25 protein-coding genes are annotated in these 24,980 nt (G+C 68.5%); 19 read left to right on the top strand and 6 right to left on the bottom strand.

The features are described 5' to 3' along the window. The first annotated feature begins 51 nt into the window (after window positions 1-51). The 3 genes from ACFWPX_RS27850 (at window position 52) to ppc (ending at window position 4,588) form a co-directional block, all read left to right on the top strand. Window positions 52-1,119: an ABC transporter substrate-binding protein gene (locus ACFWPX_RS27850; RefSeq protein WP_378917477.1), complete on the top strand. Its 1,068-nt coding sequence runs from the start codon at window positions 52-54 to the stop codon at window positions 1,117-1,119. Between the two features lie 70 nt (window positions 1,120-1,189). Further along, complete coding sequence (locus ACFWPX_RS27845) at window positions 1,190-1,726, top strand: sugar O-acetyltransferase (protein ID WP_378930527.1); 537 nt, start codon at window positions 1,190-1,192, stop codon at window positions 1,724-1,726. A 90-nt stretch (window positions 1,727-1,816) separates the two neighbouring features. Beyond that, on the top strand, window positions 1,817-4,588 hold the full coding sequence (ppc, locus tag ACFWPX_RS27840) for a phosphoenolpyruvate carboxylase (protein WP_378930432.1): 2,772 nt from the start codon (window positions 1,817-1,819) through the stop codon (window positions 4,586-4,588). Window positions 4,589-4,591: 3 nt separating this feature from the next. On the opposite strand, the gene ACFWPX_RS27835 is transcribed toward ppc, so the two are convergent. The 4 genes from ACFWPX_RS27835 to ACFWPX_RS27820 all read right to left on the bottom strand — a co-directional run bounded on the left by ACFWPX_RS27835 (window position 4,592) and on the right by ACFWPX_RS27820 (window position 7,076). Continuing rightward, window positions 4,592-4,759: a hypothetical protein gene (locus ACFWPX_RS27835; protein ID WP_378869122.1), complete on the bottom strand. Its 168-nt coding sequence runs from the start codon at window positions 4,757-4,759 to the stop codon at window positions 4,592-4,594. Window positions 4,760-4,861: 102 nt separating this feature from the next. Continuing rightward, the gene (locus ACFWPX_RS27830) at window positions 4,862-5,269 is read right to left on the bottom strand and encodes a RidA family protein (protein ID WP_378930430.1); all 408 of its coding nucleotides are present in this window, start codon (window positions 5,267-5,269) and stop codon (window positions 4,862-4,864) included. A 5-nt stretch (window positions 5,270-5,274) separates the two neighbouring features. Next, window positions 5,275-6,045 carry an IclR family transcriptional regulator gene (locus ACFWPX_RS27825; protein ID WP_378930428.1) on the bottom strand — a complete coding sequence of 257 codons (771 nt, stop codon included), beginning with the start codon at window positions 6,043-6,045 and terminating at the stop codon, window positions 5,275-5,277. Next, complete coding sequence (locus tag ACFWPX_RS27820; RefSeq protein WP_378930426.1) at window positions 6,042-7,076, bottom strand: sugar kinase; 1,035 nt, start codon at window positions 7,074-7,076, stop codon at window positions 6,042-6,044. Before ACFWPX_RS27820 ends, ACFWPX_RS27825 begins: the two co-directional genes overlap by 4 nt. 155 nt (window positions 7,077-7,231) lie before the next feature. Between ACFWPX_RS27820 and ACFWPX_RS27815 the strand changes: the two genes are divergently transcribed. From ACFWPX_RS27815 to ACFWPX_RS27795, 5 genes are all read left to right on the top strand, one after another. After that, window positions 7,232-8,527 carry an amino acid deaminase gene (locus ACFWPX_RS27815; protein ID WP_378930424.1) on the top strand — a complete coding sequence of 432 codons (1,296 nt, stop codon included), beginning with the start codon at window positions 7,232-7,234 and terminating at the stop codon, window positions 8,525-8,527. 9 nt (window positions 8,528-8,536) lie between these two features. Beyond that, complete coding sequence (locus tag ACFWPX_RS27810; protein WP_378930422.1) at window positions 8,537-10,150, top strand: amidohydrolase family protein; 1,614 nt, start codon at window positions 8,537-8,539, stop codon at window positions 10,148-10,150. After that, a complete protein-coding gene (locus tag ACFWPX_RS27805) occupies window positions 10,147-10,788 on the top strand; it encodes a bifunctional 4-hydroxy-2-oxoglutarate aldolase/2-dehydro-3-deoxy-phosphogluconate aldolase (RefSeq protein WP_378930420.1) in 642 nt (213 codons plus the stop codon). Before ACFWPX_RS27810 ends, ACFWPX_RS27805 begins: the two co-directional genes overlap by 4 nt. Window positions 10,789-10,798: 10 nt before the next feature. Beyond that, complete coding sequence (locus ACFWPX_RS27800) at window positions 10,799-12,229, top strand: GntP family permease (protein ID WP_378930418.1); 1,431 nt, start codon at window positions 10,799-10,801, stop codon at window positions 12,227-12,229. 132 nt (window positions 12,230-12,361) lie between these two features. Next, the gene (locus ACFWPX_RS27795; RefSeq protein WP_378930415.1) at window positions 12,362-13,465 is read left to right on the top strand and encodes an FAD-dependent monooxygenase; all 1,104 of its coding nucleotides are present in this window, start codon (window positions 12,362-12,364) and stop codon (window positions 13,463-13,465) included. A gap of 9 nt (window positions 13,466-13,474) precedes the next feature. On the opposite strand, the gene ACFWPX_RS27790 is transcribed toward ACFWPX_RS27795, so the two are convergent. Beyond that, on the bottom strand, window positions 13,475-14,461 hold the full coding sequence (locus ACFWPX_RS27790; protein WP_378930412.1) for an MBL fold metallo-hydrolase: 987 nt from the start codon (window positions 14,459-14,461) through the stop codon (window positions 13,475-13,477). Window positions 14,462-14,508: 47 nt separating this feature from the next. Between ACFWPX_RS27790 and ACFWPX_RS27785 the strand changes: the two genes are divergently transcribed. Continuing rightward, window positions 14,509-14,907, top strand: coding sequence for a MerR family transcriptional regulator (locus tag ACFWPX_RS27785; protein WP_378930410.1), 399 nt, complete (start codon window positions 14,509-14,511; stop codon window positions 14,905-14,907). Between the two features lie 37 nt (window positions 14,908-14,944). Here the strand turns inward: ACFWPX_RS27785 and ACFWPX_RS27780 are convergent, their stop codons facing one another. After that, complete coding sequence (locus ACFWPX_RS27780; RefSeq protein WP_378930408.1) at window positions 14,945-15,925, bottom strand: helix-turn-helix transcriptional regulator; 981 nt, start codon at window positions 15,923-15,925, stop codon at window positions 14,945-14,947. 63 nt (window positions 15,926-15,988) lie between these two features. On the opposite strand from ACFWPX_RS27780, the gene ACFWPX_RS27775 reads away from it, so the two are divergent. The 10 genes from ACFWPX_RS27775 (at window position 15,989) to ACFWPX_RS27730 (ending at window position 24,870) form a co-directional block, all read left to right on the top strand. Next, window positions 15,989-16,480 carry a pyridoxamine 5'-phosphate oxidase family protein gene (locus ACFWPX_RS27775; RefSeq protein WP_378930406.1) on the top strand — a complete coding sequence of 164 codons (492 nt, stop codon included), beginning with the start codon at window positions 15,989-15,991 and terminating at the stop codon, window positions 16,478-16,480. A gap of 86 nt (window positions 16,481-16,566) precedes the next feature. Beyond that, window positions 16,567-17,136, top strand: a complete 570-nt coding sequence (locus ACFWPX_RS27770) for a TetR/AcrR family transcriptional regulator (RefSeq protein ID WP_378930404.1) — start codon at window positions 16,567-16,569, stop codon at window positions 17,134-17,136. Then, complete coding sequence (locus tag ACFWPX_RS27765) at window positions 17,133-17,699, top strand: hypothetical protein (RefSeq protein WP_378930402.1); 567 nt, start codon at window positions 17,133-17,135, stop codon at window positions 17,697-17,699. Before ACFWPX_RS27770 ends, ACFWPX_RS27765 begins: the two co-directional genes overlap by 4 nt. A 58-nt stretch (window positions 17,700-17,757) precedes the next feature. Beyond that, window positions 17,758-18,981 carry a cation:proton antiporter gene (locus ACFWPX_RS27760; protein ID WP_378930400.1) on the top strand — a complete coding sequence of 408 codons (1,224 nt, stop codon included), beginning with the start codon at window positions 17,758-17,760 and terminating at the stop codon, window positions 18,979-18,981. A 27-nt stretch (window positions 18,982-19,008) separates the two neighbouring features. After that, window positions 19,009-20,067 (top strand): N-acetyl-gamma-glutamyl-phosphate reductase, encoded by a 1,059-nt coding sequence (gene argC / locus ACFWPX_RS27755; protein ID WP_378930398.1) that lies wholly within the window; start codon window positions 19,009-19,011, stop codon window positions 20,065-20,067. Then, a complete protein-coding gene (gene argJ / locus ACFWPX_RS27750; RefSeq protein WP_378917515.1) occupies window positions 20,064-21,290 on the top strand; it encodes a bifunctional glutamate N-acetyltransferase/amino-acid acetyltransferase ArgJ in 1,227 nt (408 codons plus the stop codon). The genes argC and argJ overlap by 4 nt, the downstream gene beginning before the upstream one ends. Continuing rightward, window positions 21,287-22,201 (top strand): acetylglutamate kinase, encoded by a 915-nt coding sequence (gene argB, locus ACFWPX_RS27745; RefSeq protein WP_378917517.1) that lies wholly within the window; start codon window positions 21,287-21,289, stop codon window positions 22,199-22,201. The genes argJ and argB overlap by 4 nt, the downstream gene beginning before the upstream one ends. After that, window positions 22,198-23,400 (top strand): acetylornithine transaminase, encoded by a 1,203-nt coding sequence (locus ACFWPX_RS27740; protein WP_378930396.1) that lies wholly within the window; start codon window positions 22,198-22,200, stop codon window positions 23,398-23,400. Before argB ends, ACFWPX_RS27740 begins: the two co-directional genes overlap by 4 nt. After that, window positions 23,397-24,329 (top strand): ornithine carbamoyltransferase, encoded by a 933-nt coding sequence (gene argF / locus ACFWPX_RS27735; RefSeq protein WP_378930394.1) that lies wholly within the window; start codon window positions 23,397-23,399, stop codon window positions 24,327-24,329. Before ACFWPX_RS27740 ends, argF begins: the two co-directional genes overlap by 4 nt. 37 nt (window positions 24,330-24,366) lie before the next feature. Beyond that, window positions 24,367-24,870 (top strand): arginine repressor, encoded by a 504-nt coding sequence (locus ACFWPX_RS27730; protein ID WP_056824335.1) that lies wholly within the window; start codon window positions 24,367-24,369, stop codon window positions 24,868-24,870. Window positions 24,871-24,980: the final 110 nt, after the last annotated feature.

The raw sequence follows: 24,980 nt of genomic DNA, 5'->3' as shown, positions 1-24,980 counted from the left end.
CTTCGCTAGGTTAGCAACCCTAAGAAACTCTGAACCAACCGGGAGACGTCGATGAACACCCCACTGAGCCGCCGGCTCGCCGCCGCCGCGGTAGTCGCCGCGGCCGTATTGAGCCTGTCCGCGTGCGGCCAGGACCGGGCAACCACCGGCGCCGCGGGCAGCGATTGCGATACCGCGAGCAACCTCGACGGCGGCGCCTACCCGCGCACCATCGAGGCAGGGGCGGTCAAGGACAAGGCGGGCACGAATGTCGGCACGGTGGTCGACCCCGCCACCATCACCACCCGGCCGGTCCGGGTCGCGGCGCTGGATCAGACGTTCGTCGACGCCGCCCTGGTGCTGAACACCGAAGTGGTCGCGTACACGACGTACCAGGCCATGGGCGAGAAGCTGCCCGCGTTCCTCGGTGCCGCTGCCGAGACCTGCGGTGGGCGAGCGGTGAACATCGGCAACCTGCAGACCCCCGATATCGAGAAGCTGGCCGGTGCCCGACCGGATCTGATCGTGTCGGCGAAGGTGCGGCACGAGAAGCAGTACGAGCAGTTCAAGGGCATCAAGCTCGGTTCGGGCACCGTGCCGGTCGTGTTCAGCCAGACCACCGGCGCCACCTGGAAGGAAAATCTCCTGCTGCTCGCCAAGGCGATCGACAAGGAGAACCTCGCCAAGGCCAAGCTCGCGGCGTACCAGGACCGTGCCGCCAAGATCGGCGCGGCGATCAAGGCGAAGAACGGTGGCAACGCGCCCACCGTGTCGCTGCTGCGCTTCCTGCCCAAGGAAGACCGGCTGATGCAGCGGGTCAGCTTCGTCGGTGACATCTTCGCCGACACCGGCCTGAACCAGCCCGACAAGTCCACCGACCCGAAGAACGACTTCTCGATCACGCTGAGCCCCGAGCGTCTGCTCGACGCCGACGCCGACTACGTCTTCCTCACCAGCAACGGCGAGGACGCCGCCACCCAGCGCAAGGCGGCCGCCGAGGCCAACCCGCTGTGGAATCAGCTGCGGGGCAAGATCACTCCGGTCGACGACCTGGTCTGGCTGACCTCGGTCGGTCTCACCGGCGCGCACCAAGTGCTCGACGACATCGCAAAGACGTTCGAGGTCGACCCGGCGAAGTAGCCGAAAACATCACGCCGTGCACTGTTCGCCCGCCCCTACACTCGGCGGGGTGGGCGAACAGAAGCAGCGGATGCTGGCCGGGGAGCTGTATCGGGACAACGATCCAGAACTGGTGGCCGAACGGCAGCGGGCGCAACGGTTGTGCGACGAGTTCAATCGGACCGGGCCCGATGAGACCGGGCGGCGCACCGAGTTGCTGGGCGATCTCCTCGGCAAGCTGGGCGAGGGCTCGTGGATCATGCCGCGGTTCCAGTGTGACTACGGGTACCTGATCGAGATCGGGGCGAACAGCTTCCTCAACTACGACGCGATTCTGCTCGACTGTGCGCAGATCACCATCGGGGACGACTGTTCGATCGGGCCGCGCTGTCAGCTGCTCACCGCGCTGCATCCGATGGAGGATCACGAAAAGCGCAGGCAGCGATGGGAATCCGCGGCCCCGATCCGGATCGGGAACAATGCCTGGTTCGGCGGTGGGGTGATCGTGTGCCCCGGCGTGATCATCGGCGACGACGTGGTGGTCGGCGCTGGCAGTGTGGTGACCCGCGACCTGCCGGATCGGGTCTTCGCGGCGGGCAATCCCGCGCGGGTGATCAGGCAACTCTAGGTTTGCCGGCACCACCACCGCCGAGCACGACATGCGGGGCGGGTGCGGTGTCGGGTCGCGTCGGCGAGTCCGTGGCAATACTGTCTGACCATGGGCGAATCGCGAATCGAGATGGAACCCGAAGCCACCCGGCCGCTGCGCGAGGACATCCGGTTCCTCGGCGGCATCCTGGGCGACACCATCCGTGACCACGAAGGTCCCGAGGTGTTCGACCTGATCGAGCGCGTCCGGATCGAGGCGTTCCGGGTGCGCCGCGAGGAGGTCGAGCGCAGCGCCGTCGCCGATATGCTCGACGGCACCCCCACCGAGGTCGCGATCCCGCTGATCCGGGCGTTCAGCTACTTCGTGCTGCTGGCCAATCTGGCCGAGGACATCCAGCGTGACCGGCGACGCGCCGCGCACGTGGCGGCCGGTGAGCCGCCGCAGGACTCCTCGCTGGCCGCCACCTACGACAAACTCGACGCGGCAGGGCTCGACGGTGCGATGGTGGCCGACCTGCTCACCGACGCGCTGGTCTCGCCGGTGATCACGGCGCACCCGACCGAAACCCGCAGGCGCACCGTCTTCGACGTGCAGTCCAAGATCACCGAGCTCATGCGCCTGCGCCGCAGGCTCGAACCCGGCGAGTCCGGCCTCGACGAATCCGAACTGCGGATCCGGCGCGAAGTGCTCACCCTGTGGCGCACGGCGCTGATCCGGCTGGCGCGCCTGCGGATCCAGGACGAGATCTCCGTCGGCCTGCGCTACTACGACCTGACCCTCTACGACGTGATTCCCGCGATCAACGCGCAAGTGCGGGCCGCGCTGCGGACGCGCTGGCCCTCCGAACATCTGCTGCCACGCCCGATCCTGCGCCCTGGATCGTGGATCGGCGGTGACCGCGACGGAAACCCGTTCGTCACAGCGGAAGTCGTGCACACGGCAGCCGGACAAGCCGCCGCCTATGCCTTCGGCCGCTACCTGGACGAGTTGGTCGAACTCGAGAAGACCCTGTCGCAATCGGCGCGCCTGGTGCAGGTGACGCCCCCGGTCGCGGAGCTCGCGGCCGCCGGTTATCCCGACCCCGGTCTGTTCGCCGACGAACCGTATCGTCGTGCGCTGCACGCGATTCGGGGCCGTCTCAGTGCCACCGCCGAGCTGGCCCTCGGTGAACTGCCCGAGCAGGGCCTCGATGCCGGTGCCGCGCCGTATCCGACACCCCAATCCGTGCTCGACGACCTCGACGCGATCGATGAATCCATGCGCGCCAGCGGCGACGGGCTGCTCGCCGACGACCGCCTCGCCGCCCTGCGCCACGCCATCGAAACCTTCGGCTTCCACCTCCAGGGTCTCGATATGCGCCAGAACTCCGAGGTGCACGAACAGGTCGTCGCCGAACTGCTGGCGTGGTCGGGTGTGCACGCCGACTATCCGAGCCTGTCCGAAGCCGGGCGCGTGGAATTGCTCGCCACCGAATTGCTCACGCGCCGACCACTTCTCGGGCCGAACGCCCAGCTGAGCGAGCTCGCCACCAAGGAGCTCGGGGTATTGGGCGCCGCCAAGGAGGTCATCGACACCTTCGGTGCCGCCGCCATCCCGAACTACATCATCAGCATGTGCACCTCGGTCAGCGACATGCTCGAAGCGGCATTGCTGTTGAAGGAAACAGGCATCCTCGATCCGGGCACCGCCGATACCGCGCCGAGCTGTCCCGTCGGCATCGTCCCGCTGTTCGAAACCATCGAGGACCTGAGCGCCGGTGCGTCGACTCTGGCAGCGGTGCTGGATGTTTCGGTCTATCGCGAGCTGGTCGAGGCGGCGGGCATGCGCCAAGAGGTGATGCTCGGCTACTCCGATTCCAACAAGGACGGTGGATACCTCGCCGCGAACTGGGCGCTCTACCGCGCGGAACTCGACCTGGTGGAGGTGGCCAGGAAATCGGGAATCCGGTTGCGGCTGTTCCACGGTCGCGGCGGCACCGTCGGTCGCGGCGGCGGCCGCAGTTACGACGCCATCCTGGCCCAACCCGCGGGCGCGGTGCGGGGTTCGCTGCGACTGACCGAGCAGGGCGAGGTGATCGCCGCGAAGTACTCCGAATCCGGTGCGGCACATCGCAATCTGGAATCGCTGATCGCGGGCACGCTCGAGTCGACGCTACTGGATGTGGAGGGCCTCGGCGCCGACGCCGAACCGGCCTACGAACTCCTCGACGACCTCGCCGCCCGCGCTCGTGCCGCCTACGCGAACCTGGTGCACGACACCCCCGGCTTCGTCGAGTACTTCCGCGAGTCCACGCCGGTCGCCGAGGTCGGCGACCTCAATATCGGCAGCCGTCCCGCCTCACGCAAACCCACCAATTCGGTCTCGGACCTGCGCGCCATCCCGTGGGTGATGGCCTGGAGCCAGGCCAGGGTCATGCTGCCCGGTTGGTACGGCACCGGCACCGCGCTCGAAGACTGGGTCGGCGACGACCCGGCCCGCCTCGCCCGTCTCACCGACCTCTACGAGCGCTGGCCGTTCTTCAACACCGTGCTGTCGAACCTGGCCCAGGTGATGGCCAAGAGCGACCTCGACATCGCCGCCCGCTACGCCGAGCTCGTCACCGACGAAACCCTGCGCGCCGACATCTTCGCCATGATCGCCGACGAACACGCCCGCACCATCCGCATGTACCTGGCGGTCACCGGCCACACCGAACTCCTCAGCGACAACCCCTCGCTGGCCGAGTCCATCCACAACCGCTTCCCCTACCTGGAGCCACTGAACCAGCTCCAGGTCGACCTGCTGGCCCGGCTGCGCGGCGGCGACGATTCCGAACTGGTGAAGCGAGGCATCCTGCTCACCATGAACGGCCTGGCCACCGCCCTGCGCAACTCGGGATAGAGCTCAGAGGCAGACGCTGATGGTGAACGGTCCGACCGGGATGCCGGTGCAGATCGACACCGAGCCGACGACCGGCTGCGCGGGAGCGGCCGACGCGGTTCCTGCGCCGATCGCGGTGACGGACAGGGCAAGGGCGGCGACGGCGAGCGGGCGGGCGAACTTGGCGAACATAGGCGATCCTCGGGTCGGGGCGAACACCCCCAGTGTGGGGGCGGACCCATCTCAACACGCAGGTGCGGGCGTTGTCCGCGACATGGTGGGAATCGTGGTGGTTCAGTCGGTTACGACGGCGATCGCGTCGATCTCCACCAGCATCTCCGCGCGCGGCAGGCCGGTGAAGACGGTGGTGCGCGAGGGCAGCACGCCGTTGCTGGTGTGCTTCGTGACGAACTCGCCGTACGCCTCGTTCATGATCGCGAAATCCTCGCGCTTGGTGAGGTAGACACGCAGCATCAGCACATCGTCGAAGGTGGCACCGGAGGCGTCGATGATCGCCTTGACGTTCATCAGGGTGAGGGTGGTCTGCGCGGCGACATCGTGCGGATGCAGGTACTCGTTGGTCTCGGGATCCACCGGGCCCTGACCGGAGACCTGGACGAACGGGCCCTTACGCACGCCCTGGGAGAAGGTGTGGGCGGGAGCCGGGGCGTCGGAGGTGCGCACGGCGATCTTGTCGGACATGTGGTTCAGCCTTTCCTCGCGGTGACGTCTCGGCGGGGGTCCCAGCCGAGCTCGGTGGAGATGGCGTCGGCCGTCGCCCTGACCTGCGGCAACAACGCCAGCACTTGATCATGGTCGAGCAGCACGTCGGGAACCGAGACCGACACGGCGGCGACTACGGAACCGATCCCGTCGCGCACGCCGACGCCGATGCAGTTGACGAAGCTCTCGTGTTCCTCGTGGTCTTCGGCGAACCCCTGCTCGGCAACGAGATTCAATTCGGCCAGATACTGCTCGGGGGTGCGCAGGGTGCGGGTGGTGAAGGGGTGGTAGTCCAATCGTGCTGCCACCGAGGGCCATTCGCTGCGTGGCAGCGCGGCCACGAGCACCTTGCCGACCGCGGTGCAGTGCAGCGGTGCGGGCCTGCCGATCCGCGAGTACATCCGCACCGCCTGTTCGGCGTCGACCTTGTCGATGTAGACGGCGTCGCCGGATTCGTAGGCGGCCAGGTGCACGGTCTGCCCGGTGGCCGCGCCCAGCGCCCTCAGGTGCGGGCGGGCGACGGTGCGTACATCACGGTTCTCCAGTGCGCGACTGGCCAATTCGAACATCCGGGTGCCGAGCGAATAGCGGTGCGCGTTGTCGCGCACGACGAACCGATCGGCCTGCATGGTCTGCAGCAGTCGCAGCACCGTCGACTTGTGGACGCCGAGCCGGACAGCCAGCTCGTCGAGGGACTGCGAGCTCTCGCCGAGGGCGATGAGAATGGACAGGGCCCGCGACACGCTTTGACTCATGAGCTGATCGTTTCATCCAGCGCCGCGGGGTAGCGCAGTGTGGCCCAGATATCGTCGGGGAGTAGCGCGAGGCGCTGAATATCTTCCAGCGGTGGCAGTTTCGCGGCATCGTCGGTCGCGGTCAGCGCCGCTGCGGCGCACAGGTGGCCGTACCGCAGGCGCGTGCGCAGGTCCGCGCCGTGCAGCAAGGCGGCCAGGTAGCCGCCGGCGAAGGCGTCACCGGCACCGATGCGTTCGGTGATCTCCAGCGTCAGCGCGGGCACCTCGATCGAGGACTCGCCCTCGAAGCCGGTGACGGTGTGCTTGTCGTTCTTGACGATCAGCTGGGCGGGTTCGGGGAACAACGCGCGCAAGGCTGCTGGGTCGCCGGTGCCGAAGATCTCCTCGGCCTCGTCGGCGCCGAGGAACACCACGTCGGCACCGCGAAGGTGCGCGTCGAGTTCGTCGGCGGCCTCGTCGATGCGCGAACCCCACACTGCCGGACGGTAATTCAGGTCGAAGCTGACCAGCCCGCGCCGGGGCCGGGTGAGCAGCGCGCGGGTGAGTTCGGTCGCCGACTCCGACAGGGCCGGCGTGATGCCGGTGAAGTGCACGAGATCGGCACCGTCGAGCAGGGGCGCCCCGGTCGCGAGATCGGCAGGCGACAGCGCGCTGGCGGCCGAACCCGTGCGGTAGTAGTGCATGCGGCTGGCGTCGGCGTCCAGGTCGTTGGCCGCGCCGGAGCCCGCACCACGTTCCTTGACGTACAGGCCGGTGGGTCGCGTGGGATCGATGGCGACCGCCGCGACATCCACCCCCTGCGCGCTGAGCTCGGCGACCAGATACCGCCCGAAGCCGTCGTCGCCGACCCGCGACAGCCAGGCCGCCGACACGTCGAGCTGGGCCAGCACCACGGCCACGTTGGCCTCCGCGCCGCCCGCTCCGCGATCGAACAGCGCGGACTGTTCCAGGGGCCCCGCGCCCGCGATCAGCACGGCCAGTCCCTCGCCGACGGTGACCGCCCTGGGCTGAGCGGTTGTTGCCTGGGTCACCTTGTTCGCCCTTTCGTGCTTGCGGTCACTGCCCTGGAGATGCACAATAACGAGCAGAAACATTCAGCGCAACCACCGTTGCAACATATGCAATGTTTGTTCGATATGGCTGATCGAGCCGCCACCCCGGGTTCGGTCGAAGAGAAAGGGATGCTGTGGTCATCGACAACGACGTCGTGGACGCCCTCGCCGACGAGTCGCTCGGACCCCGTGACAAGAGCGCGCCGCCCTCGGCGTGGGGGAGTACCGTGCGCGAATATCTCGCCGGCGCACCGCGTCTGGATCAGTGGCAGACGCCGTTGCTCACGCTCGACCGCGGCAGGCTCGACGCGAACCGCGACCTCATGGCCGAGTGGACCGCCACGGCAGGTGTCGCCCTCGCCCCGCACGGCAAGACGACGATGGCGCCGCAACTGTGGCGCGAGCAGCTCGTGGCCGGGTCGTGGGGGATCACCCTGGCCACCGCGTGGCAGGCGCAGCTGGGGCGCGCGTTCGGTCTCGGGCGGATCATGCTCGCCAATACCCTGGTCGACCCGGTCGGATTGGCTTGGGCCGCAGTGGAATCGGCGCGTGATGCCGACTTCGAGTTCTACTGCTGGGCAGACAGCGTCGCCACCGTCGAACTGATGGACAAGATCCTGCGCGATACCGCCGCGGGTCCGCGCGTGCGGGTGCTGGTCGAACTGGGCGGACCGCACGGCCGGACCGGTGCCCGCACCCGGTCCGAAGCACACGCCGTCGCCGCCGCCATCGGTGCGAGTGAGCGTCTGAGCCTGGCCGGTGTCGCGGGCTACGAGGGCGCCCTGGCTCACGATCGCAGCGCCGAGGGTGTCGCGGCGGTGCGTGGCTATCTCGGCGAACTGGCCACGCTGCACTCCGAACTCGTTGTGGCGGGCGCCTATTCGGGTCCTGCGGTCGTCACCGCCGGCGGCAGCGCCTACCCCGAACTCGTGGTCGACGAACTCGCCGGACTTGCCGATCCCGGGGGTGCGCGCGGCGTGCCGACGACCGTGGTCCTGCGCAGCGGCGCCTACCTCGTCCACGACGACGGCTTCTACGCGGGAATCTCCCCGCTCGCCGCGCCCGCCAAGGAACCCGGCCTTCGCTCGGCCATGCACGGCTGGGCTCGGGTGGTCTCGCGGCCCGAACCGGAACTGGCCCTGCTCGACGGCGGCAAACGTGATTTCCCCTTCGACGAAGGGCTGCCGGTGCCCCAGCAGGTGATCGGCGGCACCCTCCCCCCGAACGCGATGGTCACCGCGCTCAACGATCAGCACACCTTCCTGCGGTTGCCCGGTGCCGATGCAGCCGATCTGCCGGTCGGCTCCGTCGTTCGACTCGGTCTCTCGCATCCCTGCACCGCGTTCGACAAGTGGCGCCACATCCCGGTGATCGACAGCGCCGACGCGACCGACCCGCGCGTGGTCGACCTGATCCGCACCTACTTCTGACGGATGACCATGACGCACTTGCTCTTCCGTGACATCGACATCATCGACGGCACCGGCGCGCCACGTATGCGCGGCGACGTTGCGGTCCGCGACGGCCGCATCGCCGAGATCGCGCCACCCGGCACCGTCGAATCCGACGCGAGAGTCGTTCCGGTACAACCGGGTTCGGTCCTCGCACCCGGATTCATCGACATGCACGCGCATTCCGACCTGTATCTGCTCACCCATCCCGACCACTTCCCGAAGATCACCCAGGGCGTCACCACCGAGGTGATCGGCCAGGACGGGCTGTCCTACGCGCCCATCGACGACGCGGCACTCGCGGTGGTGCGCAAGCAGATCGCGGGCTGGAACGGCAACCCGGGCGACTTCGACTTCGACTGGCGCACCGTCGCGCAATACCTGGACCGCCTCGACCAGGGCATCACGCCCAATGCCGCCTACCTCGTTCCGCAGGGCACGCTGCGCATGCTCGTCGTCGGCAGCGAACAGCGGGTGGCCACCGCCGCCGAGATCGACCGGATGTGCGCGCTGCTGGCCGAGGGCTTCGAACAGGGCGCGGTCGGGATGTCCAGCGGTCTCACCTACACGCCCGGAATGTACGCCGACACCGGCGAACTCGCCGCGTTGTGCGCGGTGGTCGCGTCCTACCGTGGCTTCTACGCACCGCACACCCGCTCCTACGGCGCGGGCGCGCTCGAGGCCTACGCGGAGATGATCGGCCTGGCGAAAGCCACCGGCTGCGCGCTGCATCTGACCCATGCCACCATGAACTTCGGCGTGAACCGCGGCCGCGCACCGGAATTCCTCGCGATGCTCGCTCAGGGCCGCGCCGACGGGTGCGATATCACCCTCGACACCTATCCCTATCTGCCCGGCTCGACCACGCTGTCCGCGCTGCTGCCCAGCTGGGCGATGTCGGGCGGCCCCGACGCCGCACTGGCCCGCCTCGACGATCCGGCCGAGCGCGCCAGGATCACCGAGGATGTCGACGTCAACGGCTCCGACGGCTGCCACGGCGTCACCGTCGAATGGGAGACCATCCAGATCAGCGGCGTCGGCGACGACGCACTGTCGGACGTGGTCGGCCGTACGCTCGCCGAGATCGCGGCCGAGCGCGGCATCGCCCCGGTGGCAGTGTTCTTCGACCTGCTGCGCCGCGACCAGCTCGCCACCACGATCCTGCAGCACGTCGGCCACGAGGAGAACGTGCGCGCGATCATGGTCGACCCCGGCCACATGGGCGGCAGCGACGGTCTGCTGGTCGGCGCCCGACCGCACCCGCGCGCCTGGGGCACCTTTCCGCGCTACCTCTCGCGCTACGTCCGGGAACTGGGCGTTCTCGGCCTCGAGGACTGCGTGCACCACCTCACGGGCCGACCCGCCGCACGACTCCGCCTGGCCGAACGTGGCCTGATCCGGGTCGGTTTCGCCGCCGACCTCGTCGTCTTCGATCCGGCGACGATCCACGACACGGCAACGTTCGAACACCCCAAACAGCAGGCTCGCGGTATCGAGCACGTGCTGGTGAACGGCGAATTCGCACTGGAGAACGGCATCGCGACCGGAGTACGCGCCGGCCGCGCCCTGCGCCTGGACACCACGAAGGAGGAGACCCGATGAACCCGTTGCTCAGCTCGTCGTCGGAGGCCATGGATGTGATCCGCGCGGACCGGGCCCTCACGGTGGTCCGCGCCCCCGACATCCCCGACCCGGCCGCGCTCGCCGGAGCACTCGCGGGTGCCGGGCTGCGGGCGGTCGAACTGACCTTCACCACGCTCGGTGTGCTCGACGCGATCAGCAAGGCCACCGCGGTCACCGACGCCGTGATCGGGGTCGGCACCGTGACCACCCGCGAGCAGGCCGAGGCCGCCATCGAGGTCGGTGCCCGGTTCCTGGTGACACCCGCGTTGCGTCCCGAGGTCGCGGAAGTGGCTGCGGCACACACGATTCCGGTCATCATGGGCGCGTTCACGCCGTCGGAGGTCCTCGCCGCGGCGGAGATGGGAGCGGCGGCGGTGAAGATCTTCCCGGCCCGCGCGCTCGGACCGCAGTACCTCGAGGATCTGCTCGGGCCGTTCCCGCACATGTTCCTGATCCCCTCCGGCGGCGTCAATTCCCACAACGCCCGCGACTTCCTCCGGGCGGGCGCGATCGCCGTCACCGCGGGCACCGAAGTGGTCGCCCCGTCCGACGTCGAGGCCGCGCGCTGGTCGCACATCGGCTCCAGAGCCGCGCATTTCGTTCATTCGCTTGATTGAGAGGTTTTCCATGGGCGCCACCGTCGACTGGTTGCGCACCACCACCCCCGGGTTGCTGGTGCTGTGCGGTCTCGCGATCGCTGTACTACTCATCGCCATCATCAAGGTCAAACTGGAGCCGTTCGTCGCGCTGCTGCTGACCGGACTCCTGCTGGCGCTGGCCGCCGGGCTACCGATCTCCCAGATCGTCGGCACACCGCTCAAAGCCGGTGAGTCACTACTGGAAACAGGCTTCGGTGGCATCCTCGGCCACATCGCGGTGATCATCGGTCTCGGCACCGTGCTCGGGGCGATCCTCGAAAGATCCGGTGGTGCCGACGTTCTCACCGACAAGCTGCTGAAGGTGTTCGGCGAGAGGGGCGCTCCCGTCGCGATGGGCCTGCTCGGGCTCATCTTCGGCATCCCGGTGTTCTTCGACATCGGCATCTTCGTGCTCGCGCCACTGATCTATGTCGCCGCCAAGCGTGGTGGGCGTTCGCTGGTGCTCTACGCGATGCCGATGCTGGCCGGTCTGTCGATGACGCACGCGTTCCTGCCGCCACACCCCGGTCCCGTCGCCCTCGGTGGGCTGCTCGGGGTGAGCCTGGGCTGGCTGATCCTGATGGGATTCGTCTGCGGCATTCCGGGTTTCATCGCCGCGGGCATCATGTGGGGTACCTACATCGGCAAGCGCGTCCAGGTGTCGGTGCCCGAGGAGTTCGTGCCACTGGAGCCGGACGAGGACGACAGCGCGGAGGGGTCCGGTGGCACCGCCGTCGTCACGAAAGCGCCACCTTCGGTCGCGCTGATCGGTGCGATCATCGCGATCCCGCTGGTGCTGATCCTCGGTGCCACCTTCGGTTACCAACTCCTGGAGAAGGATTCGGCGCTGCTGCAGGTGCTCACCTTCTTCGGCACGCCCGCCGTCGCGCTGCTCATCACCGTGCTCGTCGCGTTCTATCTGCTCGGGATCCGGCGCGGTTCGACGGTGCAGGAACTGAGCACCATCACCGCCGAATCACTCAAACCGGTCGGCATGGTGCTGCTGGTGGTCGGTGCGGGCGCCTTCTTCGGCAAGGTCATCTCGGCCACCGGCATCGGCACGGCGCTGGCCGACACGATGTCGGCGGCAGGGCTGCCGATCATCGTGCTCGCCTACCTGATCAGCTGCGGGCTGCGCATCGCCCAGGGTTCGGCGACGGTCGCGATCGTCACCACCGGCGGCATCGTCGCGCCGCTGGTGGCCGAGCAGGGCTACTCGCAGATGTCGATCGCGTTGATCGCCATGGCGATCGCGGCGGGCTCGATCATCCTCAGCCACGTCAACGACGGCGGTTTCTGGATCATCGCGAAGTACTTCAACATGACCGTCAAGCAGACCCTCCAAACCTGGACGGTCCTGGAAACCATTCTGTCCGTGGTGAGTTTCGCGGTCGCCGCCCTGCTGTTCTCGATCGTCTGAGAACTGTGCACGCAAGCCGGGCTGTCCTCATGGGGCAGCCCGGCTTCGTATGCCGGGATCGCGGCCTGCACACTCAGTCGTAGCGCGACGGCATTGTCTGCTGCCCGGGGTACCTGAAACGAGGAGTGTGCGATGCCTACAGCGATCGTCGTCGGTGGCGGAATCGGCGGAATGGCCGCGGCGCTCGCGCTTGCCGGGCGGGGCTGGTCTGTTCAGGTGCTGGAGCGCGCGCCGAAGGTCACCGAGGTGGGATCCGGTATTTCGTTGTGGTCCAACGCCTTACGCGCACTGGATGCCCTCGGCGTCGGTGACACGGTCCGTGCGCAGGGCATGGCGGAGGTGTCGGCCGGAATTCGGGACGACCGTGGGCGATGGCTCTCGCGCACCGATGTGGCGACGCTGCGCGAGCGGTTCGGAGCGCCGGTGGTGATCCACCGGGCCCGGCTGTTGGACATTCTGCGCGCGGCGCTTCCTGACGGCGTTGTGCGCACCGGTGTCACGGTTCGCGAGGTGATCGCCGACGGGACGGTAGTCCACTCCGCGGGCACCTCATCCGTGGATCTGGTCGTCGGCGCCGACGGGATCCGCAGTGTCGTCCGACGAGCGGTCTGCGGCGAAGTCGCCCCGCGCTACGCCGGCTACACCGCCTGGCGTGCCGTGGTCGACGTCGACGAACCGCTCACCGAATTCGGCGAAACCTGGGGTCGCGGCGCGCGTTTCGGCATGGCACCCCTCGCGGACGGTCGCGTCTACTGCTATGCCGTCTACAACGCCCCCGAGAACACCACCGCCAGCCTTGCCGAAGTCCGCGATCGCTTCGAGAACTGGCACCACCCGATCCCCGCCCTCCTCGCCGCTGCGGACCCGAACACGTTGCTGCACAACGACATCTACGACCTTCCCACCCTGCCCACCTTCACCGCGGGCCGCGTCGCCCTGCTCGGCGACGCCGCCCACGCGATGACCCCGAACCTCGGCCAGGGCGGCTGCCAAGCCCTCGAAGACGCGGTGGTCCTGGCCCAGTTGGCAGGCGAACCCGACGGCCTCGCTCGCTATGACCGAGAACGCCGCCCGCGCACCCAGATGATCACCGGACGCTCCGCCCGGATCGGCACGATCGGCCAACTATCCGCGCGGCCACTGGTAGCCCTCCGCAACACGGCACTACGCCTCACACCCACATCGGCCCAGCTCCGCTCCATGGCAGAGGTTCTCGACTGGACCTGTGCACCGTGACGAGCCGGCTCAGTTCTGTCTCGACCGCGGCGAGTGCGGGTCCTCGTTCCATGCGCACGCCGCCCGATGGTCGTGACTGGGAATGATGCGGACGGCGTCGCGGATCGCGTGCAGGCGGTGGACGGTTCGCCAGGTTTCGGTGCGGTTGTCGTCGGCCAGCATGCCCGGATAGCCCGACTTCTGTCGGAGTTCCTCGGCTTGGAGGTTGTGCCAGATCGCGTCTCCCGCGAGCAGGACCGGGCCGCGTTCGGTGCGTAAGAGCAAGCCGATGCTGCCCGGGGTGTGACCGGACAGATCGACGAGCACCACCGCGCCGTCGCCGAACAGGTCATGACTGCGGGCGAAGGCGAGAACGGGCGGACCGTCGAGCTCGTAGAAATCGAGAGGTCGTTCACGAACGGCTCGCCGGACCCCGCCGACCGGCGCCACCGGGCCCTCCATCGCCCACCCGTGTTCGGGTCGGTGGAGTCGCAGCGGCAGCCCGGGCAGATCGAGAAGGCCGGCGATATGGTCCCAGTGCAGGTGTGTCGGTAGGGCGAAGTCGATGGCATGTGCCTCGATTCCACTGCGGTGCAGTGACTCTCGGATGTCGAGGACGTCCTTCGGCGGCGTCACCGCGAGCCGCAGAACCTGGGGGAGTTCGGCCACCGCCTGGCCGTTGACATCGGCACAGATCCCGGGGTCGACGAGAAAAGTCGCCTCGGGATGCCGGACGACGAATGCCGTCATCGCGGACTCGATCCGCCGCGGGGTGAACAGGCCTTCGACGATGGCCGCCGTCGGCACACTCCTGGCATTCTGCGCCAGAACTGTCAGCTCGACTGTCGCCGTGCCGCGGGGTAGGCCGTTGTCGGGCAGCGAGGCGAGGAACCGGCGGTCGGGTCGTCGTGGCCGCACGGCACCCGTCACCGCCGACCCCACCGATCGGCAACATCGCCACAAGTCCGGTGCCGCGACCGAGTCGATCATCTGTGTCCGATTGCCGTTGTGTCCCATGCGAACTACCCTAAAACTTCAGGTCGACCTGAAGTAAAGGGGTGAATGTGCCACAGACCGCCGAGTCGCGTCGCATCGGTGACGCCGCCGCCGAACTGGGCGTCGCCACCCACGTCCTGCGTCACTGGGAGGACGCGGGCGTGCTCGTTCCACCCCGCGCGTCCGGCGGTCAACGAATCTACGACGGCGAACTCATCGTCCGAGCCCGTCTCGTCCAGCTCTGCCAACGTGCCGGGCTGTCCCTGGCCGAGATCAAGGATCTGTTCGCGACCAGGTCCCGCACCCGGCGGGTGGCTCTCTTCGCGGACAAACAAGCCGAATTGCAAGCTCGCGCTGACGATCTCACCCGAACCATCGACTTCCTCGCCCACGTGCTGCGCTGCACCCACCCACTCGTGGACGAATGCCCGGACTGCGTCGAGTTCAGCCGGACAGCTCAGAAATAGGGCGCACCGAGGTCGGCGCCGGTATCGCGGGGTGGGGCTACATGTCCGGTGGGAGGTGGTAGCGCGCGAGCATGGCCGCGGCCGTGGTGGCCATGGTCGCGCGCAGTTCGGGTGGGGTCAGGACCTCGACGTGTTCGCCCAGGGGGAGTAGGGCGTGGGCGAGGACTTCGTGGGACTCGGCGGGGATCGTGATGTCGGCCCAGCCGTCGGCATCGGGAGGGCCGATGGAGGCAAGGGCTTCGCGGACCGCGGCGGGGTCGTTCATCAGCCGGAGCAGGTTCAGGTGGTCGGTGGAGATCCGGCAGTGCGCGCGGACGCGCAGCATCGATCGGGCGAACTGTTCGGCGGCGTCCTGCCAGTGCGTAGCGAGGTCGAAACCGGGTGGGCGGGTGAAGGATTCACCGATCGGTTCGGCGGTGGTGATGCGGCTCGCTCGGTAGGAGCGGATGTCGGAGCGGTCGCGGGCGATCAGATACCAGGTGCCTGCCTTCATGACCAGGCCGAGCGGGTCGAGTGTCCGTTCGACCGTGCGGTCGCGGCGGCGGTAGGTGATCGCGAGGCGGCGGTCGTGCCAGAGGGCATCGGCAACCGTTGCGAGGGTGGGGGTTTCGTCGGGACGCTGGAACCAGCCGGGCATGTCGATGTGGACGCGCTCGGCGATTCGGGTGGCCCGGCCGCGCAGTTCCGGCGGGAGGGCGGCGAGCATTTTCAGCTGGGCGGTGGCCAGGACGGTGCCAAGGCCCAGGTCGGCGGCGGCACCGGGGAGACCGGCGAGCAGGACGGCGTCGGCTTCGTCGGAGGTGAGGCCGGTGAGCCGGGTTCGGTAGCCGTCGATCAATCGCACACCACCGCCGCGCCCCGGCTCGCTGTACACCGGAACGCCCGCCGCCGAGAGCGCCTCCACGTCCCGATACACCGTGCGCACCGACACCTCCAGCTCCCGCGCCAGCTCGCTCGCGGTCGCACCGCCGCCTGCTTGCAACAGGAGCAGCAGCTGCACCAGCCTGCTCGCTCGCATATCCCCGAGACTAGCCGCAAAACCTGACACAAGATGTCAAGGTTGCGTCGTACCGTACGAGGTATGACCACGTGGAGCCAATTCACCGAAGAAGCACCCACCATCGCCGCCCTGTTCCTGCGCCGACACCAGGCCACCGGCAACCTGTGCATGCTCGCCACCCTGCGCGCCGACGGATCGCCACGAATCAGCCCGATCGAACCGATGATCTTCGAAGGCATCCTCGTCCTGGCGGGCATGCCGAACACCCGAAAATTCGACGACCTCGCCCGCGACCCGCGCTTCTGCCTGCACACCGCCACCGTCGACACCAATGTCTCCGACGGCGACGCGAAACTCTTCGGCACGGTCACCGATCTGCGCGACGAAGCCGTCCACGCCCGCTTCGCCCAAAAGCTGTTCGACGACAGCGGTTTCGACATCCGCGGCCAGAAGTTCGACCACTTCTACGTCGCCGACCTCACCGGCGCCTCCACCGTCGAAACCAACGACGACCACCTCGACATCACCGTCTGGAAACCCGGCGCAGGCGAAACAATCGTCCGCAAGCACTGAGTAATCCACCTGGGCAATTGATCACCACTGCGGCCTCGGTCCGACGATTCCTTGATTATGACTGTCCGGTCAGTCATAATCGGACAATGCCGAAGAGAGTTGATGTGGATGCCCGGCGCGCCGAAATCCTGGATGCGGCCGTTCGGGTGTTCGCGCGGAAGGGTTTCGCCTCGTCCCGGATCGAGGATGTCGCGGCCGAGGCCGGTGTCGCGAAAGGCAGTGTCTACCTTGCGGTGAGCAGCAGAGAGGAGTTGCTCACCGCGGCGTTCGACCAATACCGTGCACGCGCGGAGGAACAGCTCGCGATTCCCGGGACCGGGCCTGCGCTGGATCGGCTGGCCGAGCTGATTCGGGCGACGGTCGCGATGCTGGCAGCTCATCCTGACTACGCGCGCGTGCTGCTGGACGTGTGGGCCGCCCGCAGCCCGATAGATATGGCCGCCGTGTACGCCGGCTACCGCGCGGCGATCGCCGGGTTGCTGCGCGAGGCGGGCGCCGAGGGGCAGTTGCGGGCCGGGATCGGGGAGGAGCACGCGGCGGTGATCGTCGGCGCGATCGAAGGGTGCCTGGTGCAGTGGCTCGCCGACGATCAGGTCCGGCTCGTCGACCTGGCCGAACCCATCGTGGCTGTGTGCGTGGAAGGTCTGCGGCGATGACGATCACCGACCGGCTGATCGCCCCGAACGCGACGAGAAGTGAAGCCACCCTGTGCTATTCGGCGGCGGTGGCCGGCGGGGCGACAGCCGGTCTGCTCGCCGGGCACGCGGGCGGATCCGCGCTGGTGATCGCCGTGGTCGCGCTCGTCGGCTTCGACCTGTTCGGCGGCGCGGTCGTGAACGCGACGGCCTCGGCGAAGCGCTGGTTCCATCGGCCCGGCCGCGACGCCCGCCACCACCTCGCGTTCGTGGCGATCCACGCCCAGCCGTTCCTGCTCGCACTGGTGGTGCCCGGGTTCGGCTGGTGGACGGCGGCCGCGATCTATGGGCTCGTCCTCGCGGCCGCCGTCGTGGTGACGGCGGTGCCGCACGACCTCCGCACGCCGGTCGCCTTCGCCGCCACCGTCTTCGGTACCGCGATCACCACCGCTGTGCTCGCGGTTCCCACGTTCCTGCTCTGGTTCGGGCCCGTCCTGCTGATCAAGCTCCTCCTCGCCCACCTGCTGCCGGAACCGGGCACCGCCGACGACCATCTGTCGATGACACCTCGCCCGGCGGGGTGACGATCGCCCCGCGCGCGGTTTCGGGGATCGGGCGTGCCGCTGTGCCACGATGAGCCGCATGGATCTGCTCGCGTCCGATGGTGTCGGCGATCCCTCGCCGATCGTCTCGCTGTTCTGGATCGCACTCATCGCGGTGGTCGCGCCGCTGCTGTCGCGACTGGTGCGCGGGTATCTGCCGGATGTGGTGATCCTGCTGGTGGCCGGAGCGGTGGTCGGGCCGCATGTGCTCGGGTGGGCGAGCAGCGCGGGCGGTGTCGACCTGGTCAGCGAGCTGGGGCTGGGGATGCTGTTCCTGCTGGCGGGCTACGAGCTCGATCCGCGATTGCTGGGTGGCCGGTCGGGTCGGACGGCGTGGGTCGTGTGGATCGTGTGTCTGCTGTTCGCTTTCGCGATTGTCCTGGTGGCGACGGACAATTCGACCGGCACGCGCGTCGCGGTCGCCATCGCGCTCACCTCCACCGCGCTGGGCACCCTGCTGCCGATTCTGAAGCAGGCGGGAATCGTCGACTCACCGCTGGGCCGGGCGGTGATGACGCACGGCGCGGTGGGCGAGCTCGGACCGATCGTGGCGATGTCGGTGCTGCTCACCAGTCGAGATGCGGGCAGCGCGGTGGTGGTCGTGTTGATGTTCGTGGCGGCGGCCGTTGTCGTCGGGTTCGTGCCGGTGCGGATGTTCGACCGCATTCCCGATCTCGGCGCCACGCTGGGCAAACTGGGCGGTGGCACCTCACAACTGCCGGTGCGCGGGGTCGTGCTGCTGCTCTTGGTGCTGATGGTGGTCGCCGAGGTCTTCGATCTGGATGTGGTGCTCGGCGCGTTCGCCGCGGGCATGATTCTGCGCCGGCTGATCGCCGCGGGGCACCCGGATGTGGACTCGTCGCTGGAGGCCATCGGATACGGGCTGCTGATCCCGGTGTTCTTCGTGGTGTCGGGGATGGGTATCGATGTCGCGGCGGTCGGCAGGAGTCCGGTGCTGTGGCTGTGGTTCGTGGTCACCATCGCGATCGCGCGTGGCTTGCCCGTCTGGCTGAGCGAGCGGTTCGTGCCGCGCGGGGACAACCTGGCGACCGGACGCGAGCGCGTCGAATTGGCCCTCTATGCCGCGACCGGACTGCCGATCATCGTCGCGGTGACCCAGGTCGCCACCCAGGCCGGCCTGTTGACCGCCGATGTCGCCTCGATCCTGGTTGCGGCGGGCGCGACCACCGTTCTGGTGTTTCCGCTGGTAGCGCGCCTGATCGGGGCGTCGGAGGCGAAGTCGGTCACACCCGCTCATGAATGAGCTTGCATAGTCGTGCATAATCATCACATGGTTGATTCGTCGGGAGGACCCGTGCTGCGGGTGGCGGTTGCCGGTGCGAGTGGATACGCCGGTGGCGAAGTGTTGCGTCTACTGCTCGGTCATCCCGAATACCGAGCGGGGCGCCTCGAGATCGGGGCGCTGACCGCCGGTTCCAACGCGGGTACCGCACTGGGCGCGCTGCAGCCGCATCTGCTGCCCCTGGCGGACCGAATTCTCGAGGAGACCACCCCCGAGGTCCTGGCCGGTCACGACATCGTGTTTCTCGGCCTCCCGCACGGCCAGTCCGGCGCCATCGCGGCCGCCCTGCCCGACGAGACCGTCATCATCGACTGCGGCGCGGACTACCGGCTCACCGACGCCGCCGCCTGGGAGCGGTACTACGGCAGCCCCCATGCGGGCAGCTGGCCCTATGGCCTGCCCGAGCTGCCCGGCGGGCGGGCGAAGCTCACCGGCGCCCGGCGGATCGCCGTGCCCGGCTGCTACCCGACCGTGTCCAGTGTGGCGCTGGCCCCGGCAATCGCCGCCGGGATCATCGAGCCCGCCGTGAATGTCGTTGCCGTGAGCGGCACTTCGGGCGCCGGTCGCAAACTCGATGTCGGTCTGCTCGGTTCCGAGGTGATGGGCAGCGTGCGGGCCTACAGCGTCGCGGGCGCGCACCGGCACACCCCCGAGATCGCGCAGAACCTGAAAGCCGCGGGCGGCGTGGATGTCTCGGTGTCGTTCACCCCGGTGCTGGCGCCGATGCCGCGTGGCATCCTCGCCACCTGCACCGCCCCGGTGAAGGTCGACGCCGCGCAGGCGCGCGCCGTCTATGAGAAGGCCTACGCCGAAGAACCTTTCGTGCACCTGCTACCCGAAGGCGTACTGCCGCAGACCGGTTCGGTGCTCGGCTCCAACGCCATCACCCTGCAGGTCACCGTCGATGCCGACGCGGGTCTGCTCGTGGTGATCGGCGCGATCGACAACTTGACCAAGGGCACCGCGGGCGCCGCGGTGCAATCGATGAATCTGGCCGTCGGATTCGACGAGACCGCAGGACTTTCCACCGTAGGAGTGGCACCGTGACGACCCCTGATCCGCAGACCCCGGACCACGGCAAACTGATCCACACCCAGGGCGTCACCGCGCCGCTGGGTTTCCGCGCGGCGGGCATCGCGGCGGGCATCAAGGTCAGCGGCAAGCCCGACCTCGCGCTGGTGCTCAACGAGGGCCCCGAGTACTCGGCGGCCGGTGTCTTCACCAGCAATCAGGTCAAGGCCGCGCCGGTGCTGTGGTCACAGCAGGTGCTCAAGACCGGCCACCTGCGTGCGGTGATCCTCAACTCCGGCGGCGCGAATGCCTGCACCGGTCACGGCGGCTTCCAGGACACCCACAAGACCGCCGAGGAACTCGCCGCGGCACTGAGCAATTGGGGCACCGAGACCGGCGCGGGCGAGATCGCGGTCTGCTCGACCGGGCTCATCGGTGACCGCCTGCCGATGGACAAGCTGATCCCGGCGATCACCGAGATCGTGCACGAGATGGGCGGCGGCATGTCGGGTGGCTCCGACGCCGCCCACGCCATCATGACCACCGACACCGTCCCGAAGGAGTCGGCGTTCCACAGCGAGGACAAGTGGAACGTCGGCGGCATGGCCAAGGGCGCGGGCATGCTCGCGCCGTCGCTGGCCACCATGCTCGTCGTGCTCACCACCGACGCCGTCGCCACGCCCGACCAGCTCGACTCCGCGCTGCGCAAGGCCACGAAATACACCTTCGACCGGCTCGATGTCGACGGTTCGTGCTCCACCAACGACACCGTGCTGCTCATGGCCAACGGCGCCAGCGGCGTCGCGCCCTCGCAGGAAGATCTCGACGCCGCGGTGTTCACCGTCTGTGACGACCTGGCCGCGCAGCTGATGGCCGACGCCGAGGGTGTCACCAAGCGGGTCCAGGTCACCGTCACCGGTGCGGCCTCCGAGGACGAGGCGCTGACCGCCGCCCGCGCTGTCGCCCGCGACAGTCTGGTCAAGACCGCGCTGTTCGGCTCCGATCCGAACTGGGGTCGCGTGCTCGCCGCGGTCGGCATCGCGCCGGTGACCCTCGATCCGAACCGGATCGCGGTGTCGTTCAACGGCAATCCGGTCTGCGTCGACAGCGTCGGCGCGCCCGGCGCCCGCGAGGTCGATCTGTCCGGCGAAGACGTCGACGTGCTGATCGAGCTCAATGTGGGCGAGGGCACCGCGATGGTGCGCACCACCGACCTCTCGTACGCCTACGTCGAAGAGAACTCGGCGTACAGCTCATGAGTAGCAGTGTGGTGCACACCCTTTCGGCGCTGGACAAGGCGCACGTGCTCGCCGACGCGCTGCCGTGGCTGCAGAAGTTCCGCGACAAGATCGTCGTCGTGAAGTACGGCGGCAACGCCATGATCGACGACGAACTCAAGTCGGCCTTCGCCGCCGACATGGCGTTCCTGCGCACCGTCGGCGTCCACCCCGTGGTCGTGCACGGCGGTGGCCCGCAGATCAACGCCATGCTCAAAAGGCTCGGCATGGAAGGCGAATTCCGCGGCGGCTTCCGCGTCACCACCCCCGAGGTGATGGACGTGGTGCGGATGGTGCTGTTCGGTCAGGTCGGCCGTGAGCTCGTCGGGCTGATCAACGCGCACGGCCCGTACGCGGTCGGCATCTCCGGCGAGGACGCGCACCTGTTCACCGCCACCCGGCGCACCGTGGCGGTCGAGGGCGTCGCCACCGACATCGGCCTGGTCGGCGACGTCACCGAGGTCAACCCCGGCGCCGTGCTCGACCTGATCGACGCGGGCCGCATCCCGGTGGTCTCCACCATCGCCCCCGACGCCGACGGCGTGGTGCACAACATCAATGCCGACACCGCCGCCGCCGCACTCGCCGAGGGCATCGGCGCGGAGAAACTCGTCGTGCTCACCGACGTCGAGGGCCTCTACACCGACTGGCCGGACCGCTCCTCGCTGACCAGCCGGATCGACGCCGACGCGTTGGCGAAGTTGCTGCCGCGCCTGGATGCGGGCATGGTGCCGAAGATGGAAGCGTGCCTGCGCGCCGTACTCGGCGGGGTCCCCAGTGCCCACGTGATCGACGGGCGGGTGCCGCATTCGGTACTACTGGAACTGTTCACCGGAGAAGGAATCGGAACCATGGTGACCCCCGCCGGGTCGCCGGATGGAACGCAATCATGAGCGAAACAGAGATGCTGCAGCAGCGGTGGTCGGCCGCGATGATGGACAACTACGGCACCCCGAAGGTCGCGCTGGTGCGCGGCGCCGGTGCGGTGCTCTACGACGCCGACGGCAAGCGCTACATCGACTTCCTCGGTGGCATCGCGGTCAACAGCCTCGGCCACGCCCACCCCGCCATCCTGGCAGCGGTCACCCAGCAGCTCGGCACGCTCGGCCACGTGTCGAACCTGTACGCCAGCGAGCCCGTGATCGAGCTGGCCGAGAAGCTCCTGGCCCATTTCGGTGACGGTGAGGGCAAGGCGTTCTTCTGCAACTCCGGCACCGAGGCCAACGAGGCCGCGTTCAAGATCGCGCGGCTCACCGGGCGGTCCAAGATCGTCGCCGCCGAGGAGGCATTCCACGGTCGCACCATGGGCGCGCTGGCACTGACCGGCCAGGCCGCCAAGCGGACGCCGTTCGAGCCGATGCCGCCCGGTGTCGTGCACGTGCCCTACGGTGACGCCGCCGCACTCGAAGCGGTGGTCGATTCCGACACCGCCGCGGTATTCCTCGAACCGATGATGGGGGAGAGCGGTGTGGTTGTCCCGCCGCACGACTACCTGGCTCGGGCGCGCGAGATCACCTCGCGGGCCGGGGCATTGCTGATCCTCGACGAGGTACAGACCGGAATCGGGCGCACCGGAACGTTTTTCGCGCACCAGGCGGCGGGCATCGTGCCCGACGCGATCACCCTGGCCAAGGGCCTCGGCGGTGGTCTGCCGATCGGCGCCGTGCTGGCGCAGGGCCGGGCCGCCGAACTGCTCACACCCGGCCTGCACGGCACCACCTTCGGCGGTAATCCCGTCTGTGCCGCGGCGGCATTGGCGGTCCTGCGGACCATCGACTCCGAGGACCTGCTGACTCACGTGGAGTGGATCGGGAAGCGGCTCAGCGACGGGATCGCCCTGCTCGAGCACCCCGAAATCGACCACGTGCGTGGCGCGGGCCTGCTCATCGGCATCGTGCTGAAAAACGACATCTCCGCGTATGTCGACGAACGGGCGCGCGAGGCCGGCTACCTGCTGAACCCCGCCAAGCCCAACGTGCTCCGGTTGGCGCCACCCCTGGTGCTCACCGAAACCCAGGCCGACAATTTCGTCGCCGACCTGCCCGAGATCCTCGACAAGGCCGCCGCCGATGCTAAGGGAGCGACCGAATGACCCTGCGTCATTTCTTGCGCGACGACGATGTGACCCAGGCCGAGCAGGCCGAAATCCTCGCCATCGCCGCCGAATTGAAGAAGGACCCCTTCGCGTACCGGCCGCTGGACGGCCCGCGCGGGGTCGGAGTGATCTTCGAGAAGAACTCCACCCGCACCCGCTTCTCGTTCGAGCTCGGCATCGCTCAGCTCGGCGGCCACGCCGTGGTCGTCGACGGCCGCGACACCCAGCTGGGTCGTGAGGAAACCCTCGGCGACACCGGCAGCGTGCTCTCACGTTACGTCGACGCCATCGTGTGGCGGACCTTCGAACAGTCGCGCCTCGACGAGATGGCGGTCACCGCAACGGTTCCCGTGGTGAACGCGCTGTCCAACGAGTTCCACCCCTGCCAGGTGCTCGCCGATCTGCAGACCATCAGCGAGCGCAAGGGTTCGCTCGCCGGGCGCAACCTCACCTACTTCGGTGACGGCGCCAACAATATGGCGCACTCGCTGCTGCTCGGTGGTGTGACCGCCGGAATGAACGTGACCGTGGCCGCGCCCGCGGGCTTCGAGCCGCTGCCGTGGATCCTGGACGCCGCTGCCGAGCGGGCCGCGGAAACCGGTGCGACAGTGTCGGTCACGGGTGACCCGGTGGTCGGCGCGACCGGCGCCGACGTGCTCGTCACCGACACCTGGACCTCCATGGGCCAGGAGAACGACGGTCTCGACCGCGTCGGCCCGTTCCGCCCGTTCCAGCTCAACACCGAGCTGCTCGCCCACGCCGACCCGGCAGCGATTGTGCTGCACTGTCTTCCGGCCCACCGTGGCGAGGAGATCACCGACGAGGTGCTCGACGGCGGGCACAGCGTGGTCTGGGACGAAGCCGAGAACCGCCTGCACGCGCAGAAGGCGCTGCTGGTGTGGCTGCTCGCGAAAGCCGCCGCGTGAGACCGCGAACCGGGGCCGGCGTGGAGGCCGGGCGATCATGAGTGCACCCGAGAAGGGGTCGCCCGCGATCGCCCGCACCCGCGCCGGCCGCCAGTCGCGCATCATCGAACTGCTGACCTCCCACTCGGTCCGCAGCCAGACCGAACTCGCCGCCTTGCTGTCGGCCGAGGGCATCGAAACCACCCAGGCCACCCTGTCGCGTGACCTCGACGAACTCGGCGCGGTGAAGCTGCGGGCAGCCGACGGCGGCGCGGGCGTCTACATCGTCCCCGAGGACGGCAGCCCCGTCCGCGGTGTCACCGGTGGCACCGGCCGCCTGTCCAAACTCCTCGGTGACCTGCTCGTTTCCACCGACGCCAGCGGCAATCTCGCCGTCCTGCGCACCCCACCCGGCGCCGCCCACTTCCTGGCCAGCGCCCTCGACCGCGCGGCCCTGCCCTACATCGTCGGCACCATCGCCGGCGACGACACCATCGCCGTCATCGCCCGCGAACCCCTCACCGGCGCCGAACTGGCCGCGAAAATCGAAGACCTGGCCTGAGCCGACCACGGTTGGGTTGCCGTGGTCGTTGCTCAACCATGCAGGCTTAAGTGCCGCGCTGGGTGCGCAGGCCGGTGAGGCCACGACGGTGAGGAATGAGGCGGAGTCGG

This window comes from Nocardia sp. NPDC058518, assembly GCF_042719655.1.
Classification (GTDB): domain Bacteria; phylum Actinomycetota; class Actinomycetes; order Mycobacteriales; family Mycobacteriaceae; genus Nocardia.
This window is presented reverse-complemented; position numbering and strand designations above follow the sequence as displayed.